The sequence below is a fragment of the Telluria sp. B2 genome, assembly GCF_051789535.1.
In the GTDB taxonomy this organism is placed as follows: domain Bacteria; phylum Pseudomonadota; class Gammaproteobacteria; order Burkholderiales; family Burkholderiaceae_D; genus Telluria.
Window position 1 is genome coordinate 2,965,499 of sequence record NZ_CP196525.1, and the last position, 17,586, is coordinate 2,983,084.

Genomic DNA, 17,586 nt, shown 5'->3' on the forward strand with positions numbered 1-17,586 from the left:
GGTAGTGGACATGGGGTCCCGCGCGGCCCGGGTCCACCCTGCATTCACAACGGCAGCCGAACCTTCCGTAGGGTGGGCGCCCCTGAACTGACCCCAATAAGTTAGACACAACTTATTGGGGTGATATGGGTAAGCACACGGAGCAGTTCAAGATAACGGTTGTCCAGGACTATTTGTCTGGTCGGGGAGGCTACCGGGCTGTGGCTCAGCGCCATGGCATGGCCAATCGCTCGCTGGTGGAGCGCTGGGTAACAGCGTATCGACTGCATGGGGATGCTGGACTGCGCAAGAAGCGGAGCAGATATACGGCCGCATTCAAGCTGTCGGTACTACAGTACATGTGGGAAAATCGCCTTTCGATCACCCAGACCGCTGCCCGGTTCGATATCCGCGGTCATTCGACGGTAGGAGTCTGGGAGCGTGCCTATCAAGAAGGGGGGAGCGAGGCATTGGCTCGCCCTCCAACAAGCAGATCCGAGAAGATGATCATACCGACGACAAAGCCGGAAGTAGCGCATGAAGACAAGCGTAGCCGCGAAGAATTGCTGGCCGAGTTGGAGTACCTGCGGATGGAGAACGCCTACCTAAAAAAGTTGAGAGCCTTAGTTCAGGCAAGGCAGGAAGCGGAGTCTGCGAAAAAACCCAAGCGGTCCAAGAACTAAGGCAGCAATATCGACTCGACGGTCTGCTCAAGCTGGCAGGACTTCCTCGAAGCTCGTTCTATTACCGGCTCAAAGCGCAAGCTGCCGATGACAAGTACGGACAATTGAAAGCGACGATCAAGGACGTATTCGAGCGCCACAAGGGACGTTATGGTTACCGCCGTGTGACCTCAGCCATTCGCCAGCTTGGCGAACGCATCAATCATAAAACCGTACAGCGTTTGATGGGGCAACTGAAGTTGAAGTCCCTGGTTCGTCCCAAGAAATACAAGTCTTTCAAAGGCGAAGTGGGCAAGACGGCGCCGAACGAATTGCAGCGCCGGTTCGAAGCAAAGGCGCCAAAGCAGAAATGGGTGACCGACATCACCGAGTTTCATGTCGCAGGTGAAAAGCTTTATTTGTCGCCTGTGCTCGACCTATACAATGGTGAGATCATCGCTTTCGAAACGAACAGGCGCCCTCGGTTCGAACTGGTGACATCCATGCTGACCAAGGCATTTTCAAGACTTGGCCCGGAGGACAAACCAATGCTCCACTCCGACCAGGGATGGCAATACCGCATGCCCGCTTATCAACAGGCACTGACCGAGCATGGGATCGTGCAGAGCATGTCGCGCAAGGGTAACTGTCACGACAATGCGGCCATGGAAAGCTTCTTTGCCGTGCTCAAGACCGAGTTCTTCTACTTGGAAAAAATCACCAGCATCGATCAGCTGGAAGCTGGGATTGATGAGTATATTCGCTACTACAACAATGACCGCGGCAAGCTCAGACTCAACGGGCTGAGCCCTGTACAATTCAGGACTCAGCAATTGGCAGCATAGATCAACTGTCCAACTTTCTGGGGTCAGTTCACCCGTGCCCACCTGGATTGTTATCGGCTCCTGCGCCGGGGGCGACGATCCTGCCCCCAACGATCGACGCGTGGACGGCGCAGCTGTCCACCCTGCGGGTATCGTCGGCAAATTGCGGTGCTTGTGCCCTACAACCCCGCCAGCATCCTGCGCACCGCCTGATGCGCCTCCAGCCAGCCGCTGTCGACGAGCTTCGGGCGGCACTCGTGACACTCCTCGAAGGGATTGCAGGCGTGCGCCAGCTCGATGTACTTCGCACCGGTCACTGGTTTCGCCGCGCGCGCATCGCGCGAGGAGGGCCCGGCAGCCGCGTCCGCGCCGCCGGCCAGCCAGCGCGCGAAGGGTTCCAGTGCAACGCCATCCGGCACGTACCAGCTCTTCCTGGTCGGATTCCATCGTGCGCCCAGCGCCTTGGCTTCGTCTTTTTCCGCGTACGGAACCTTCAATACTTTCATTACCGCCTCATCTTTTGAAGCCGGTATTGTAAGCCCTGGTCGATCCGAGGACGTGTACCGGCCGCGGCTTGCGGCCTGCGCCGTAGACAACAGCATGGTCCCGGCCCGCTTGGCAGCCCTGCACGGCGGCCGCAGGATGTTCCTGCCCACCCACGCCACGCCGGGCGAATACCGCTTTCCCCTGCTGTTCGCGGCACTGTTCAACGGCATCGGCTTCCTCGTGCACCTGCTGCGCTGAGCGCGCCGCTCAGCCGCCCATCTTGCTCAGCGCGAAAGCGCACAGGAAGCCCGCCACCGTGATCAGCCCGGCGAAGTCGCGCGCCTCATCAAAAGCCTCGGGAATCATGGTATCGACCAGCATCGCCAGGATCGCGCCCGCCGCCACTGCGGTCGTGGCCGCCACCACGCCGCCCGACACGCCCTCGAAGGCGGTAAAGCCGACCAGGGCCGCCACGCCCGAGGCCAGCGCGATCCCGCCCCAGATCCCGAAGATGTAGCCGGCCGGGCGCCCGGCCTTCTTCATGCCGGCCGCGCTCGACAGGCCTTCCGGCACGTTCGAGAGGAAGATCGCCGCCACCGCCACCAGGCTGACCTTGCCGCCGCCCAGCATCGACAAGCCGATCACGATCGACTCCGGGATGCCGTCGAGCAGGGCGCCCACGGCGATCGCCAGGCCGCTGCCGCTGTCCTCGGCCTCGCTGGGCTGCTGGCCACCCGAGCGCTTGCGGTGCTTCGCCCCTTGGCGCGAGAGCAGCCAGTTCGCCAGCGTATAGACCGCCGCGCCGGCCAGGAAGCCGAGAGCGGTGGAAGCGAAGCCGCCGGTATGGTAGGCCTCTTCCATGAGCTCGAAGGACAGCGCCGAGATCAGGACGCCACTGCCGAAGGCCATGATCGCGGCGACCAGGCGCGCCGGCACCTTCAGCCAGTAGCCGGCCGCGGCGCCGATCAGGAGGGCCCCACCCGCCACCAGGCCCCAGAAGCCCGCCTGCAGCCATGCCGGAATGCCACCCATGCCACTCTCCCACGTTGTTGTGCTCGACAAAATGCTACCTGCAAGCGCGGGAAGGGCGCGTCCGCCTGCCCCCTGGCAGTTCACCAGGGCGTCATACGGCTGTGGTACATTCGGCACTTTTGCAGGAAAGCACTATGAGATCCAGCTCCCTGAGCCGTTTTGGAGCGCTGCTGCCGGCCGCCGTGCTGGCAGGCTGCGCCAGTTACGCGCCGGTCCCCACCCACACCGAAGCCGCCTTCGTGGTGCTCGGCGAGAACGGCCAGGCGATCGCCCGCGTCATCACCGCGGCGAGCGCCTGTCCGCCGCTGCAGGTCGACGGCCACCTGATGCCAATGCGGGTGCGCGTGCCCTTGTCGAGCATACCGGCGCGCCCCGGCCAGCCGCACACGCCGGCTTCAAACGCGGTGCTGACCTGCGAGGCGCCGATCCCGGCGGGCACATTCAGCGCCAGGGCAGGGGAGCAGGTATTGCCGGTGCCGAAGGCCGAGGCGAAACGCATCGTCGTCATCGGCGACACCGGCTGCCGCCTGAAGGGCAAGTTGTTCCAGGACTGTAACGATCCACAGGCCTTTCCCTTTGCACGGGTGGCGGCCAGCGCCGCCGAATTCAAGCCGGACCTCGTGATCCACGTCGGCGACTACCACTACCGCGAAGACCCCTGCCCAAGCGACCGCCCCGGCTGCGCCGGCAGCCCCTATGGCTACGGCTACGACGCCTGGGCCGCCGACTTCTTCACGCCGGCGCGGAAGCTGCTCGCGGCCGCGCCCTGGGTGCTCGCGCGCGGCAACCACGAGAACTGCTCGCGCGGCGGCCAGGGCTGGTGGCGCTACCTCGATCCGCGTCCCTTCGCGCCCGGCCGCGACTGCGACCTGCCTGAAAACGACGCCAGCGGCGACTACAGCGACCCCTATGCGGTGCCGCTGGGCGGCGGGGCCCAGCTGATCGTCTTCGATACCGCCAACACGAACTGGAAAGGCCTTCCGAAAACCGATCCGCGACGGGCGAAATACGCCGACACCTACCGCAAGGTCGAGCAGCTCGCCCACGGGGCGGCCTACAACATCGCGGTCGACCACCATCCGCTGTTCGCCTTCGGCGCCAACCGCGATGCGAAAACCGGCGCGATCACGCTGTTCGGCGGCGACCAGGGCCTGCTCGACGCCTTCGGCGACGTCGATCCGGGCTATTTCCCGCGTTCGATCAGCATGCTGCTGTCGGGCCACGTGCACCTGTGGGAGCAGCTCAGCTTTGCGAGCCCCCACCCAACCCAGTTCGTGGCCGGCTTCTCGGGCACGGCCGAAGACATCGTCCCCCTGCCGGCCAGCGTCCCGCCAGGACAGGCGCCGGCGCCCGGGGCCGTGGTCGAGGCCATGAGTTCCTGGATCGACGGTTTCGGCTTCATAACCATGGAGCGCAGCGGACCGGATGCCTGGAAAGTCGTGGTCTGGGACCGCGACGGCAAACAGAAGAACAGCTGCAGCGTGAAGGGCCGCCGCTCGCGCTGCGAACTGGCCCAAGTGAATTGATGGTCAATACATTCCAACAAATATAGTTGCCAAGGAAATATATATCGGGCAATATAGAGCCATCGGAGCCGCCGCCACGGTGGCTTTTCGATCAGCGATGAGGCGTTCATTCGTTTCTTTTGAGCCCCCGGCCAGCCCGGGGGCTATTTTTCGCGGGAGGCCCACCGCCCGGTGGTCCATGTCGTGCTCCCGCCCTTCCTGGAGGACACGCATGTTTGACTACTCCGATCTCGGCTTGCAACTCGCCTGGCCGCTGGCGATGACGCTGGCCTGGATGGCCGGCGAACTGATCTACCGCTGGACCGCGCTGCCACGCATTGCCGTCTACGGCCTGGCCGGTTTCGTGTTCGGCAACCTGGCCGCCGGCTACCTGCCGCCGTCCGAAGCCAAGAATTTCATGCTGCTCGCGAACCTGGGCTTCGGCCTGATCCTGTTCGAACTGGGCTACCGCATCAACCTGCGCTGGCTGCGCAACAACCCATGGATCGTCGCGACCTCGCTGCTGGAAGCGGCCTGCACCTTCGCCGCGGTCTACCTGGTCGCCCACCTGTGCGGCATGGATCGCCTGCCCGCCGCGCTGACGGCCTCGCTGGCCATGTCGAGCTCGCCGGCGGGCCTCCTGCGCGTGCTGAACGAGCAGGGCGCGGCCGGCCAGGTCACCGAGCGCGCCATGCACCTGACCGCGCTGAACTGCGTGATGGCGGTGTTCACCTTCAATATCGTGGTCGGCATCGGCGTGTTCCAGACCTCGGGCGACATCGCGCACGCGGCCGGCAGCAGCCTGCTTGTGCTGGCCGCGTCCGCCGGCCTGGGCGCGCTGTTCGGCGCCCTGGTGCCGCTCTGGCTGCGCATGATCGACGCCTCGCGCGACGGCACCCTGGCCTTTGCGCTGGCGGTGGTCCTGCTGGTCGCCATCACCTCGGTGCTGCCGCTGTCGCCGGTGCTGGCGGCGCTGACCTTCGGCCTGGTGGCGCGCCACCGCCGCATTTCGCTCAGTCCCGCGCAGCGCAACTTCGGCGTGCTGGGCGACCTACTGACGGTGTTGATGTTCTTCTTTGTCGCCACCAAGGTCCAGGTCGAGCACGTCAGCGGCGGCCTCGCCCTGGGCCTGCTGCTGGTGCTGGTGCGCGCGGTCGTGAAGGTGGCGGTCTGCACCCTGTTTGCGCGCGTGTCGGGCATCTCGGCGCGCAAGGGGGCGCTGTCGGGCCTGGCGCTCACGCCGATGGCGGTGTTCGCGATCATCCTGATGGAGCAGACCCGCTGGATCGGCGTCGACCTGTTCGACAGCCTGGCGCCGCTGGCCGCCGTGATGCTGCTGCTCGACGTCGCCGGCCCCATCCTGACCCAGCGCGCCGTCGTCTGGGCCAACGAAACCCGCACCGGAAAGGAGGCTTGAGATGGCACTCGAACGCTTCGCCCAATCGCAGTCGCTCACCATGGGCGTCGAACTGGAACTGCAGCTGGTCAGCCTGTCGGACTTCGACCTGGTTGCCGCTTCCCCGGACATGCTGGAACTGCTGGGCCGCGCGCCCTTTCCGGGGAACGTCACGCCCGAGATCACCGAGAGCATGATCGAGATTAATTCGAGCGTGCACACCCACCACGGCGAGCTGTTGGAGGAATTGCGCGAGATCCGCGACACCCTGCTGCGCGCCGGCGACCTGCTCAACGTGGGCGTCTGCGGTGGCGGCACCCACCCCTTCCAGCAGTGGTCGCAACGGAAGATCTTCTCGAAGCCGCGCTTTCGCGAGGTCTCGGCGCTGTACGGCTACCTGGCCAAGCAGTTCACGGTGTTCGGCCAGCACGTGCACATCGGCTGCGGCTCGGGCGACGAGGCGCTGTTCCTGCTGCATGCGCTGAACCGCTACATCCCGCATTTCATCGCCCTGTCGAGCTCCTCGCCCTTCCTGCAGGGCAGCGACACGCGCTTCAATTCGGCGCGCCTGAACTCGGTGTTCGCCTTCCCGCTGTCGGGCCGGGCGCCGTTCCTGCTGAGCTGGGATGCCTTCGAGCGCGACTACTTCACGCGCATGGAGAACACCGGCATCGTGAAGAGCATGAAGGACTTCTACTGGGACCTGCGGCCGAAACCGGAATACGGCACCATCGAGTTGCGGGTCTGCGACACGCCGCTGACGGTGGAGCGGGCGGCGGCGCTGGCCTGCTACCTGCAGGCGCTGTGCCGCCACCTGCTCGAACGAAACGAGCCGCCGCCCCTGGAAGACGACTACCTAGTCTACAACTACAACCGCTTCCAGGCCTGCCGCTTCGGCCTGGACGGCACCCTGGTGCACCCCCAGAGCCACGAGACGGTCTCGCTGCGCGAGGACATCCTGACGACGCTGCGCCACCTCGAGCCGCATGCGCGCGCCCTCGGCAGCGAAGCGGCGCTCGAACACCTGTACAACGAGACCCATACCGGCAGCGACGCCGCCTTCCTGCGCGCGGCCCATGAACGCGGCGGCAGCGCCGAGGCGATCGTCGACGCCGCGCTGCGGCGCTTCCGCGAGGGCATGCCGGAGTAAATCAGGGAAAGGGAGGGGCGCGGCGCAGTCCGTGCCCGCAAGGGTCGGGGTTCAGGGCTGGCCGAGCGGCACCTGGGCGTCGGCCTCGTCCACGCCCAGCGCCGCGATCAGCTGACCCAGGTCGTGTTCCAGGCGCGAGAGGGTGGCCTGGTCCAGGCTGGCCAGGGCGCCGGGCAGCACGCCGGAAAACGGCATCGGCGCGCGCTGCAGCACGGCGTCGGCGGCAGGCAGGGTGCGCAGGGCCACGCCGCGCCGGTCCAGTCCTTCGCGCGCGCTGGCGACCAGGCCGCGTCCGCTCAGGGTACGCACCAGGTTGCTGGCGGTCGACTGGTGAATGTCGAGCGCGCGCGCCAGTTCGGTCACGCCGATGCCGGGCGACTGCGCGATCACGGACAGGGCCCATAGCTGGGCGCCGCCCAGGCCGGCGTCGCGCTCGACCTGGCGAAAGTGGCTTTTCACCGAATTGAAGACGATGCGGAACTGGCGCAGGACGCGCGTTTCGGGGGCGAGCTCGCCAGGGTTGTTCTGTTCAGGCATGCCGACATCATAGCGGAAAGCGGCCCCTCGCAGGGCGGTCGCCTCGCACGTCCGCGCCCTGTGCACGGGCCGTGGTCGGCTATACTTGCCGCATAGAGAACCAATCAGGCGCAAGGACACCAGTGGACCAGGACGAGAAGACCGACAACGAATTACGTCAGCAGGCGAAAAACTTCTTCGGCGGGGCAGGCAGCAGGGCTCAAGCGGGCGTGCGCCGCGCGCACGGCATCCTGCAGGGGCGCCCGCGCTGGGAACAGGCGCTGCTGATCGGCCTGTGGACGGCGGCGGCGCTGCTGCTGGCCCTGCTGGCCTACCTCCTGATCCTGATCCCGCTCACCCCCGGCATCGACGACCTGAAGCAGGCCAGCACCGCGCGTCCGAGCGTGATCGTGTCGAGCGACGGCCGCGAGCTCGGCACCTTCGAGCAGGGCCTGCAGGAGCGCGTCAAGCTGTCCCAGGTTTCGCCGCACGTGGTGACAGCCCTGATCTCCACCGAGGACCATCGCTTCTACGACCACCACGGCGTCGACTTCACCCGCATCGCCGGCGCGCTGCTGGCCAGCCTGAAGGGCGACGCCCAGGGCGGCTCGACCATCACCCAGCAGCTCGCACGCAACATGTTCCCCGAGGAGATCGGCCGCGCGCGCAGCATCAACCGCAAGCTGAAGGAACTGATCACCGCGATCAAGATCGAGAACACCTACAGCAAGACCGAGATCCTGGAAGCCTACCTGAACACGGTGCCCTTCCTGTACAACGCGCGCGGCATCGAGATGGCCGCGCGCACCTACTTCGGCAAGCCCGCCGCGAAACTGGACGTGCTGGAGTCGGCGACCCTGGTCGGCATGCTGAAGGGGACCTATTACTACAACCCGGTCACCAATCCCGAGCGTTCGCTGGGCCGCCGCAACGTCGTGCTGGGACAGATGTACAAGCATGGCGCCTTCAGCGAGGCGCGCTTCAGGGCCCTGACCAAGCGGCCACTGCGCCTGCGCTTCGAGCGCCTGGCCGAGCGCAGCGGCCGCGACAACCACTTCACGGCCTACGTGCGCAAGTGGCTGCTCGAGTGGGCCGACGAGAACGAGTACGACCTGGCGCTCGATGGCCTGGTCGTCGAGACCACGCTCGACGCCGACCTGCAGCAGGCCGCCTTGCGCGCGGTCGAGCGCCAGGCCGGCGCCCTGCAGGCGGTGGCCGACGTCGAGTGGGCCAACTCCTGGCTGCCGAACTCCAGCTCGACCGGCATGTACACGGCGATGCGCGCGAGCGTCAAGCCCTTCGACTACTTCTGGCGCTCGCACGAAGCCCAGCTCGACGCCTTCGTCCGCGAATCGGGCGAATACCGGCGCGCCGTCGACGGCGGCGAAGCGCCGGCCGCCGCGCTCAAGCGCCTGAAGGCCGACCGCGATTTCCTGCGCGAGCTGAAGGAAGCCAAGTCGCGCCTGGAAGCCGGCTTCGTCGCCATGGACCCGACCACGGGCGAGGTCAAGGCCTGGGTCGGCAGCCGCGACTTCGCGCGCGACCAGTACGACCACGTGGCCCAGGCCGCGCGCCAGCCCGGATCGACCTTCAAGCCCATCGTCTACGGCGCCGCGCTGGAAAACGGCATCCCGCCCGAGCAGACCTATGTCGACACGGTGATGGAATTCGACATGGGCAACGGCAAGGTCTGGCGCCCGACCGACATGTCCGGCACCACCGGGCGCCAGATGACGATGCGCGAGGGCCTGGTGCACTCGAAGAACACGATCACGGCCCAGGTGATGCAGGACGTCGGCCTGCCCTCGGTCATCAAGCTGGCGCGCAACATGGGCATCCGCCAGAGCAAACTCGCCTCGGTGCCTTCGCTGGCCCTGGGCACCAGCCCGGTCACGCTGCTGGAAATGGTGAACACCTACGCGACGATTGCCGCCCAGGGCGAGTACCGCAAGCCCGTCTTCGTGCGCCGCATCCTCGACCGCGACGGCAAGGTCGTCGCCGACTTCGGCAGCGTGGCGCCCGAGCGCGCGCTCTCGCAGGCGACCAGCGTGACCCTGATCGACATCCTGCGCGGGGTGATCAACCGCGGCACCGGCACGGGCGTGCGCTACCGCTTCGGCGTGACCGGCGACGTCGCCGGCAAGACCGGCACCACCCAGAACAATGCCGACGGCTGGTTCATCCTGATGCACCCGAACCTGGTGGCCGGCGCCTGGGTCGGCTTCAACGACAACCGGGTGACGATGCGCAGCAACTACTGGGGGCAGGGAGGCCACAACGCGATCCTGCTGGTGGGCGACTTCTTCAGGACGGCGCTCGACGACGGCAAGATCGACAAGGACGCGCTGTTGCCCGGCGGGCGAAAGCCGGAGCCGAGGCGCATCCAGGAAGAGCCCGAGGAAGAGTTCATCGAGCCGGGCGAACTGTACGAAGGCGTGCCAGCGGACGAGGCGGTCGAGGTGCCGACGCCGGTGGAGGACGAGGCGGTCGAGGTCGAGACCGTGCCGGAAGAGGAGCTGTCGCCGCCGCCTCCGCCGCCGACGCCGGTGCCGTCGCCGCTGTTCTGATCGCAGCCTGCGTCGTCAACCGTATCTATGGACTCCACCCGATTTGCAAGAAGAAGATTGAATTTCTGCCGTTAGGAAGAGTTTGCTTGTATCTATTCGGCCTGTATGTTGAGCGTTTCCAGTGCTCTGGCCCTGATGTGATACGCGCGTCAGGATCCTCATAGGGTGACGGCCTTGATGGCCACTACAGTTTACGGATTCACCCGACGCCGGTCCAACCTGTTGGCATCATTCTTTCTTCTCGTCGCAAACTTGGCGGTTGCTCCTTGCTGTTGCTGAGTTAATCGACAGTCTTTTCAGGCCGGCCTGGGCGTGTCTTTCGACCAGGCCGGAACGTACGGGCGTCCATGCGCCATCAACGCCCAGATCACCCTGGCCATCTTGTTGGCCAGCGCAGTCGCGGCAACGTTGAAACTGCGCCGTTCTGCCAGCCTTGTTGCCCACTGCAGCAGCTTGTCGGGCTTGCCGCTTGCTGTTCTCAGTGCACTGCGCGCTCCGTGTATGAGCAGGGTGCGCAGATAGCTGTCGCCCCTGCAGGTAATGCCATACAGGCGCTGCTTGCCTCCACTGCTATGCTCGCGTGGCACGAGGCCTAAATTCGCTGCAAAGTCCCGCGCGCTCTTGTAGTGGCGCGGATCGGCGATGGTTGCCTGCACTGCCGTTGCCGTCAACGGCCCCACACCCGGCACCTCCATCAGTTTCTTCGCCAGTTCCGACTTGGCTGCCTGGTTCAAACGTCGGTCGTACGCCTGAATCCTCTCGTCCTTGTCGTCCAGCTGGGCCTTGAGCTCCCGGAACGTCTCCAGGGCCATACCAGACAAACCATTGTCCAGATCGTTCAGCCATGCTTTCAGTCCGTCGCGGAATCTTTCCACGCGCTTGGGAAACACCCGGCCATATTCCCCGGCAAACGCCCTGATCCTGTTGATCATCGCCACCCGTTCCGTCATCAGGGCGCTGCGAGCGCGGTGCAGCATCTGCAAATCTTGCTGTGCAGCCGTATTGATCGGCACATACTTGGTTGCCCCACGCGAGCGCGCCTCGGCAATTGCAGCAGCGTCGTTCATGTCGTTCTTGTTACCGGTGACATATGCCCTGACGTGTTGGGCCGCAATCAGTTTGGCGTCGTGTCCCATTTCGACGAGCTTGCGTGCCCAGTAATGCGAACCCGCGCACGCTTCGATACCAATCATCGCCGGAGCCATCTGCGCGAACTGCGCAAGCACCTGGTCTCGAGAAAGCTTACTCTTGAACACCCGTTTGCCGTTTCCATCGAGCCCGACCGCGAAGAACACGTCCTTCGCAATATCCAAACCAACTACTTTTGCGCTAGCATTCATGGTGACTCCCCCTCTTGTTTTAGCGTGCCAGCCCAATCTGGCACGCTTGGCACAATGATGCCGATATCAGGAGGGTGGAGTCCATCACATTAGGGTGGGCACCCTGTGCCCACGCGGAAGGCGGCACCGTGATGGCGACTGCAACGATCGAAAGAGAAGCGCCGCGTTGACGCTTCCGAGGCGTTAACGCGGCGCTTCCTTTTCGGTACCGGTCCGGGCCAACACAGATCCAGCTTCCCCGTGGGCACGGGGTGCCCACCCTACGTCCTGCGACCGTTCCTGGCTTACAGAATCGGCGTCCCGCCCGTCACCGCGATCCGCGCGCCCGAGATATAGCTCGCCTGGTTCGAGGCCAGCAGCACGTACACCGGCGCCACCTCGGCCGGCTGGCCGGGCCGCTTCATCGGCACCTGCTGGCCGAAGCTCTCGACCTGGTCCGGCGGCATGGTCGAGGGAATCAGGGGCGTCCAGATCGGACCCGGCGCCACCGAGTTCACGCGGATGCCTTTCTCGGCCAGCAGCTGGGCCAGGCCGGCCGTGAAGTTCGCGATCGCGCCCTTGGTGGCGGCATAGGCCAGCAGGGTGGGCTTGGGATTGTCCGAGTTGACCGAGGTGGTGTTGATGATGGACGAACCCGGCTGCATGTGCTTCACCGCGGCCTTGCAGATGTGGAACATGGCCGTGATGTTGACCTTGAAGGTATAGTCCCACTCCTCGTCCGGAATCTCTTCCAGCGAGTCGTGCGTCATCTGGAAAGCGGCATTGTTGACCAGGACGTCGATCCGGCCGAATTCCTGCACGGCGCGGTCCACGATGGCCCGGCAGTGGGCCGGTTCGGCCAGGTCGCCCGGCACCAGGACCGCCTTGCGGCCGGCTTCCTCGACCAGGCGCGCGGTCTCTTTCGCATCCTCGTGCTCGTTCAGGTAGGCGATCAGCACATCCGCCCCCTCGCGTGCGAAGGCGAGGGCGACGGCGCGGCCGATGCCGCTGTCGGCGCCGGTGATCACGGTCGCCTTGCCGGCCAGCTTGCCGGAACCCTGGTAGCTGGTCTCGCCGTGGTCGGCCTTGGGTGTCAGCTCCTTCTCGGTGCCGGGCGGTTGCTGTTGCTGCGTGGGCTGGTTCATCGAAACATCCTCCTTCGTTCAAACGTGGTTGGAACGGCAGCCCGAAGCGGGCGCCTACGCGCCTTGCGGCAGGCTGCGCAGGGCTGCCGGCGAACGCACCCGGCCCTCGATGGGCAGTTCGGGTGCGGCGTTCTCCGCCGGCTCCTGCAGCAGCAGCTGCTGGGCGCGCGGCGCGCTCGAGATGCCAAGGTCGGAAAGCATCCGCATCGCATCGAGCAGGATGGCCTGCTGGGTGTCCATGAACAGGTCGTAGTTCGCATCGAGCATGGTGTAGACGATCTCGTACTCGATGAAGTTCTGGTCGAATTTGCTCAGGTGGGCGCGGTCGAAGCGCGCCTTGTCGCGCTTGCCGATGATCTCCTTCAGCGCCGGCGGCACCCTGGCGGCCAGTGCCGCCGGCGTTTCCGGGTGGGCGCGCAGGTTGAACACGATGCGGCGCGTTTCCATGCGCTTGAAGTTCGATACCGTGTTCTTCAGCAGGTCGGCGTTGGCGATCACGATCTGCTCGCCGCTCAGGGCGCGGATGCGGGTCGTCTTCAGGCCGACCTTCTCGACCGTGCCCGAGGTGCTGCCCATCGAGATGAAGTCGCCGACCTCGAAGGGTTTGTCGATCGCGATCGAGAGCGAGGCGAACAGGTCGCCCAGCACGTTCTGCACGGCCAGGGCGATGGCGATACCGCCAATCCCGAGGCTGGCGACAAAGGTCGTGACATTGATGCCCAGGTTCGACAGCAGGGCCAGGGCGAAGATCACCCAGACGGTGGTCTGCAGCACCCAGATGATGAGGGTGTGCGCGATCGTGACCTGGGCATCGACGCCGGCCGGCGCATGGGTGCGGAAGTAGCGGCGCGCGGTGACCTTGATTGCGCTGTGCAGGTAGATGGCCAGCTGCAGGCCGAGGGTCAGGAACCACAGGTGGCCGACGCGCGCATTCCAGGGCGGAGGCAGGTCGAGCGCGGACAGGCCGATCAGGACGGCGGTGACGAAGACCACCAGGTTGCTGGTGCGCGCGAGCGTCTTGCGCAGCACTTCGGCGACCGGGCGGTGCGCCCACTCGTCGCTGAGCCGCTCCAGACGGCGGCGGAACAGCACCAGCACGCCGTGGATGGCGAGGAAGGCGGCGACGGCCAGCGCGAGGGCGAACAGGGCGTTGGGCAGGCTGATGTCGAGCGATGCGATAAAGGCGCGGATATCCACATTGGGCTCCTTTCATGAACGGGGGCGCAAGGGCGCGCAGGATGAACCAGGGCCGGGGCCAGGGGCGGCAGGCCGGCGTGGCCGGCCGCCGGTTCCACTGCCGCGGCTTGGGCCGCGGCGCGTGAGGGACGCGCGGGGCGTCCGGAGAGGGCGGAACTTAGTTGCGGCCGAGGTGCTCGCGCACGGCGTTGACCGAAGGGCCAACGGCTTTCACGGCGCGCTCGAGCTCTTCCTTGCTGACGCCGAGGGCTTCGGTCCAGTGACGCACTTCCCATTCTTCGTGCACGTTGATGCGGGAGCGGTCCTGGGCGCCGCGGTTTTCGAGATTGTCGGACATGATAGGCCTCCTATTGACGAGTTTGAAACGAATATGCCACCGGGCACAGGCGTGGTCGGTTAAGCATTTCACCTTGAGTTCGCATTTTCCTGGTGATTTCTTTTGCGCAGCTCTACAGGAAAGTTCCCTTTCATTAGCCCGTCCGTTTGAGCGAACTCAGCTAGTAGCCAATCTGCCGCCGTTTGCTTTCCAGCCGGACTCAGCAGTAAGTTTGGCGTAAGAAGCCCGTCCGAGGATCGATGAGTCGCCTGCGCACTATTTTGGTGCATCTTGGCAACTCATCCTGGAGGCAAACATGAAGATTCGCAAGGGGTACGGGCAGTCGCGCGGGCTTGCGCGCAGCCTTCTGTCCGCCGCGGTCGGCGCGGCCTTGTTGACCGCGTGCCAGTGGCCCGGAGGCGCCGTCGACCAGCTGAACGAGCTGCGCGGCCCGACGCGCGACCTGACGGTGGAACTGCGCGAGGGCACCAACATGGCGGCCGCGCCTTCGCCAGACGGACACCGCATCGTGTTCTCGGCGCAGGGCGCGCTGTGGGTGATGCCGGTGGGCGGTGGCGAGGCGCGCCGCATCACCGACTACCGCCTGGAGCCGACCGCCCCGGTCTGGTCGCCCGACGGCAAGCGCATCGCCTTCCAGAACTATGCGCCTGAAGGCAACTTCCACATCTGGACCATTTCCCCGGAAGGCCATCACGCCACCGAGATCACCACCGGTCCGTACGACGACCGCGAGCCGGCCTGGCTGCCCGACGGCAGCGGCCTGGTGTTCTCGTCGGACCGCAGCGGCGACGGCCAGTACAAGATCTGGAGCGTGGCGCTGGGCGGCGCCGCGCCGGTGCAGCTGACCACGGGCCCTGGCGCCGAGCGCAATCCGGTGGTTTCGCCCGACGGCACGCGCCTGGCCTATGTCGACGGCGCCAACGTGGTCACCGCGCCCGTCGCGGGAGGCGCGCCGACGGTCGTCGCGCCCGGCACCGCGCCGGCCTGGACCCCGGACGGCTCAGGCCTGGTCTACCAGAACGCGGCGCGCCAGCTGGTCGTCGCCGGCGCCCAGGTCACCGCCGATGAAGACATCTTCCCCTTCCCGGTGCGCTTCCTGCCGGACGGGCGTTTCCTCTACACGGCGGACGGGAAGATCCGCACCCGCGACGCGCTCGGATCGAATCGCGCGGACATCGATTTCCGCGCCGAGCTGAAGCTGCGCCGGCCCGTCTTCAAGCACCCGAAGGACCGCGGTTTCGACAACTTCGACACCCGGCCCGTGCGCGGCATCAGCGCGCCGGTGCTCTCGCCGGATGGCCAGAGCATCGCCTTCGTCGCCCTCAACGATGTCTGGATCATGCGCATCGGCGCCGACCCGGTGCGGCTCACCAACGACCCCGACCGCGACGCCAGCCCGCAGTGGACGGCCGACGGCGCCGCCGTCTATTTTTCCTCGGAGCGCGGCAACGCCGGCCAGCTCGCGGTCGACCAGATCGACGTCGCCAGCCGCACCCGCACCCGGCTGGCGGCGATTCCGGGCCGCTCGATGGTCACGCCCAAGCTGTCTCCGGACGGCGGACGCATCGCCTACACCACGCTGTCGGGCCAGCTCGAGATCTGGAACCGTGCAACCAGCACCCCGGAAGTCATCCTGCCCTCGGTCAGCACCCAGGTCAGCACCCCGCAATGGACGCCGGACGGCCAGCGCATCGTCCTGGTCGACAACGAGCGCATCAACAACCGCTTCCGCGAGGGCTACAACAAGCTGCGCGTGATCGACCTGGCCACGCGCAGCGGCACCTTCTACGCCGTGGCGCCGGTTCCGCGCCAGATCTCCGAGCGCGACGAGGGGGCGGCCGCGCTGTCGCCGGACGGGACCAAGGTCGCCTTCATCATGGATTCGCGCCTGCACGTGATGCCGCTCGGCCCCACCGGCGCGCCCACCGGTCCGGCACGGCAGGTCAGCGACGACATGGCCGACCTGCCGACCTGGGGCGGCGACTCGCAGACCATCCTGTACAAGTCGGCCGAGCGCGTGCGCACCGTGCGCGCCGACGGCAGCGCCACCCGGGAGATTCCGGTCACGCTGGCATGGCGCCAGCAGGTGCCGCAGGGCCGCACCCTGATCCACGCCGGCGCGCTGTGGGACGGCGTCGGATCGAGCCTGCGCAACGATGTCGACATCGTCGTCGAAGGCAACCGCATCGTCTCGGTGGCGCCGCACGGCGCGCACGAGGAGGGCGTGCGCGTGGTCGACGCCGGCGGCCTCACCGTCATGCCGGGCCTGATCGAGACCCACCTGCACCCGCTGACCCTGTACCAGGGCGGCCAGTTCGGCCAGATCGCCCAGCTCATGCTGTCCTACGGGATCACCACGGCGCAGTCGGTGGCCGGACCCCTGCACCAGAGCATCGAGATGCGCGAAGCCCTGGAAGCGGGCAACCTGATCGGGCCGCGCCTGTTCGTCTCGCCGCCGCTGTGGGAGGGCAACCGCCTGTTCTACAGCTTCGCGCGCACCCTGCGCACCCCGCAGATCGCGCAGATCGAGATCGACAAGGCCAAGCGCATGGATGCCGACTTCCTGAAGAGCTATGTGCGCGCGCCGATCCCGATCATGGAGCGGATCGCGCAGGGCGCCCTGGACCTCGGCGTGCCCAGCGGGACCCACATGGTGCAGCCGGGCGCGGCGACCGGCCTGGCCGGCACCACCCACCTGTCGGCGACCCAGCGCATGGGCTATGGCTGGTCGAAGTCCTTCGCGCGGGCGATCACCTACCAGGACGCGGCCGACGTCTACGGCAAGGGCGACTTCCACCTGATCGACACCCTGTTCTCCGCCAGCGCCCTGGCCGGGCTCGACCCGGGCATCGTCACCGATCCGCGCTTCATCCTGGTGCCGCCGAACTTCGTGACCGGGCTGCAGAACGCGCAACCGCCGACGGCCGCCCAGATCAGCACCATCGTCAACGACGCCACCCAGCAGGCCAAGGTGAAGGCGGCCGGCGCCCTGGTTGCCAACGGCACCGATTCGCCGCTGGTCGTGCCGGGCATCTCGCTGCACCTGAACCTGCGCGGCGTGGCCCTGGTGCAGGGCAACCTGGCGGCCCTGCAGTCCGCCACGCGCGACGCGGCCCGGATGGCCTTCGTGGGCGATGACCTGGGCACGGTCGAGAAGGGCAAGCTGGCCGACCTGGTCGTGGTGAACGGGAACCCGCTGGCGGACCTGCGCGCCGCCGCCGACGTGCGCCTGGTGATCAAGAACGGACGCGTGTTCACCCTCGACGAGATCCTGGCGCCGGCGCGCACGCCGCAGCAGCTCGCCGCCCGGCGCCTGGCCCTCGAGGCGCAGGAAAAGCTGTGCCGCGACGAGCCGCATCACTGCGAGGAGGCAGGCGGTCATGCGCATTAAATAAACTGCGACGGCAGTACTGGCTCCTCCATGGTGTTTTGAGGTACGCTTGTCGTATCGTTACCATGGAGGAACCACCG

At 66.3% G+C, this 17,586-nt stretch carries 14 protein-coding genes; 7 read left to right on the plus strand and 7 right to left on the minus strand.

What is annotated here, in order from left to right; all coding sequences use genetic code 11:
• Window positions 1-125 precede the first annotated feature (125 nt).
• A protein-coding gene (locus ACSUZJ_RS13230; RefSeq protein WP_499408834.1) for an IS3 family transposase occupies window positions 126-1,486 on the plus strand; the annotation gives its coding sequence in 2 pieces (ribosomal slippage) (window positions 126-602 and window positions 605-1,486; 1,359 coding nt in all).
• 158 nt (window positions 1,487-1,644) lie between these two features.
• Here ACSUZJ_RS13230 and ACSUZJ_RS13235 read toward each other — a convergent pair.
• The gene (locus tag ACSUZJ_RS13235) at window positions 1,645-1,971 is read right to left on the minus strand and encodes a DUF5710 domain-containing protein (RefSeq protein WP_499408836.1); all 327 of its coding nucleotides are present in this window, start codon (window positions 1,969-1,971) and stop codon (window positions 1,645-1,647) included.
• Between the two features lie 94 nt (window positions 1,972-2,065).
• On the opposite strand from ACSUZJ_RS13235, the gene ACSUZJ_RS13240 reads away from it, so the two are divergent.
• Entirely contained in the window at window positions 2,066-2,209 is a 144-nt protein-coding gene (locus ACSUZJ_RS13240) for a hypothetical protein (protein ID WP_499408838.1), read from the plus strand.
• 9 nt (window positions 2,210-2,218) lie between these two features.
• Here the strand turns inward: ACSUZJ_RS13240 and ACSUZJ_RS13245 are convergent, their stop codons facing one another.
• Entirely contained in the window at window positions 2,219-2,983 is a 765-nt protein-coding gene (locus ACSUZJ_RS13245) for a ZIP family metal transporter (protein ID WP_499408840.1), read from the minus strand.
• Window positions 2,984-3,117: 134 nt separating this feature from the next.
• Here ACSUZJ_RS13245 and ACSUZJ_RS13250 point away from each other — a divergent pair, with 134 nt between their 5' ends.
• The 3 genes from ACSUZJ_RS13250 to ACSUZJ_RS13260 all read left to right on the plus strand — a co-directional run bounded on the left by ACSUZJ_RS13250 (window position 3,118) and on the right by ACSUZJ_RS13260 (window position 7,034).
• Entirely contained in the window at window positions 3,118-4,509 is a 1,392-nt protein-coding gene (locus ACSUZJ_RS13250) for a metallophosphoesterase family protein (protein ID WP_499408842.1), read from the plus strand.
• Between the two features lie 211 nt (window positions 4,510-4,720).
• Complete coding sequence (locus tag ACSUZJ_RS13255) at window positions 4,721-5,905, plus strand: cation:proton antiporter (RefSeq protein WP_499408844.1); 1,185 nt, start codon at window positions 4,721-4,723, stop codon at window positions 5,903-5,905.
• Window position 5,906: 1 nt separating this feature from the next.
• Entirely contained in the window at window positions 5,907-7,034 is a 1,128-nt protein-coding gene (locus ACSUZJ_RS13260) for a YbdK family carboxylate-amine ligase (protein ID WP_499408846.1), read from the plus strand.
• 51 nt (window positions 7,035-7,085) lie between these two features.
• Here the strand turns inward: ACSUZJ_RS13260 and ACSUZJ_RS13265 are convergent, their stop codons facing one another.
• On the minus strand, window positions 7,086-7,571 hold the full coding sequence (locus tag ACSUZJ_RS13265; protein WP_499408848.1) for a MarR family winged helix-turn-helix transcriptional regulator: 486 nt from the start codon (window positions 7,569-7,571) through the stop codon (window positions 7,086-7,088).
• Between the two features lie 122 nt (window positions 7,572-7,693).
• Here ACSUZJ_RS13265 and ACSUZJ_RS13270 point away from each other — a divergent pair, with 122 nt between their 5' ends.
• The gene (locus ACSUZJ_RS13270; protein WP_499408850.1) at window positions 7,694-10,117 is read left to right on the plus strand and encodes a penicillin-binding protein 1A; all 2,424 of its coding nucleotides are present in this window, start codon (window positions 7,694-7,696) and stop codon (window positions 10,115-10,117) included.
• A 296-nt stretch (window positions 10,118-10,413) separates the two neighbouring features.
• Here the strand turns inward: ACSUZJ_RS13270 and ACSUZJ_RS13275 are convergent, their stop codons facing one another.
• The 4 genes from ACSUZJ_RS13275 to ACSUZJ_RS13290 all read right to left on the minus strand — a co-directional run bounded on the left by ACSUZJ_RS13275 (window position 10,414) and on the right by ACSUZJ_RS13290 (window position 14,115).
• Entirely contained in the window at window positions 10,414-11,457 is a 1,044-nt protein-coding gene (locus ACSUZJ_RS13275; RefSeq protein ID WP_499408564.1) for an IS110 family RNA-guided transposase, read from the minus strand.
• Between the two features lie 284 nt (window positions 11,458-11,741).
• Entirely contained in the window at window positions 11,742-12,581 is an 840-nt protein-coding gene (locus ACSUZJ_RS13280; RefSeq protein ID WP_499408852.1) for an SDR family oxidoreductase, read from the minus strand.
• 54 nt (window positions 12,582-12,635) lie between these two features.
• Entirely contained in the window at window positions 12,636-13,778 is a 1,143-nt protein-coding gene (locus tag ACSUZJ_RS13285) for a mechanosensitive ion channel family protein (RefSeq protein ID WP_499408854.1), read from the minus strand.
• Between the two features lie 157 nt (window positions 13,779-13,935).
• Window positions 13,936-14,115 (minus strand): DUF3606 domain-containing protein, encoded by a 180-nt coding sequence (locus ACSUZJ_RS13290; RefSeq protein ID WP_499408856.1) that lies wholly within the window; start codon window positions 14,113-14,115, stop codon window positions 13,936-13,938.
• Window positions 14,116-14,410: 295 nt separating this feature from the next.
• Here ACSUZJ_RS13290 and ACSUZJ_RS13295 point away from each other — a divergent pair, with 295 nt between their 5' ends.
• Window positions 14,411-17,506 carry an amidohydrolase family protein gene (locus ACSUZJ_RS13295; RefSeq protein ID WP_499408858.1) on the plus strand — a complete coding sequence of 1,032 codons (3,096 nt, stop codon included), beginning with the start codon at window positions 14,411-14,413 and terminating at the stop codon, window positions 17,504-17,506.
• Window positions 17,507-17,586: the final 80 nt, after the last annotated feature.

What these genes read in the sequence shown, in the direction of transcription:
- ACSUZJ_RS13235 (WP_499408836.1), bottom strand. Translation starts at nt 1,971, where the DNA reads ATGAAAGTATTGAAGGTTCCGTACGCGGAAAAAGACGAAGCCAAGGCG.
- ACSUZJ_RS13240 (WP_499408838.1), top strand. Translation starts at nt 2,066, where the DNA reads ATGGTCCCGGCCCGCTTGGCAGCCCTGCACGGCGGCCGCAGGATGTTC.
- ACSUZJ_RS13245 (WP_499408840.1), bottom strand. Translation starts at nt 2,983, where the DNA reads ATGGGTGGCATTCCGGCATGGCTGCAGGCGGGCTTCTGGGGCCTGGTG.
- ACSUZJ_RS13250 (WP_499408842.1), top strand. Translation starts at nt 3,118, where the DNA reads ATGAGATCCAGCTCCCTGAGCCGTTTTGGAGCGCTGCTGCCGGCCGCC.
- ACSUZJ_RS13255 (WP_499408844.1), top strand. Translation starts at nt 4,721, where the DNA reads ATGTTTGACTACTCCGATCTCGGCTTGCAACTCGCCTGGCCGCTGGCG.
- ACSUZJ_RS13260 (WP_499408846.1), top strand. Translation starts at nt 5,907, where the DNA reads ATGGCACTCGAACGCTTCGCCCAATCGCAGTCGCTCACCATGGGCGTC.
- ACSUZJ_RS13265 (WP_499408848.1), bottom strand. Translation starts at nt 7,571, where the DNA reads ATGCCTGAACAGAACAACCCTGGCGAGCTCGCCCCCGAAACGCGCGTC.
- ACSUZJ_RS13275 (WP_499408564.1), bottom strand. Translation starts at nt 11,457, where the DNA reads ATGAATGCTAGCGCAAAAGTAGTTGGTTTGGATATTGCGAAGGACGTG.
- ACSUZJ_RS13280 (WP_499408852.1), bottom strand. Translation starts at nt 12,581, where the DNA reads ATGAACCAGCCCACGCAGCAACAGCAACCGCCCGGCACCGAGAAGGAG.
- ACSUZJ_RS13290 (WP_499408856.1), bottom strand. Translation starts at nt 14,115, where the DNA reads ATGTCCGACAATCTCGAAAACCGCGGCGCCCAGGACCGCTCCCGCATC.
- ACSUZJ_RS13295 (WP_499408858.1), top strand. Translation starts at nt 14,411, where the DNA reads ATGAAGATTCGCAAGGGGTACGGGCAGTCGCGCGGGCTTGCGCGCAGC.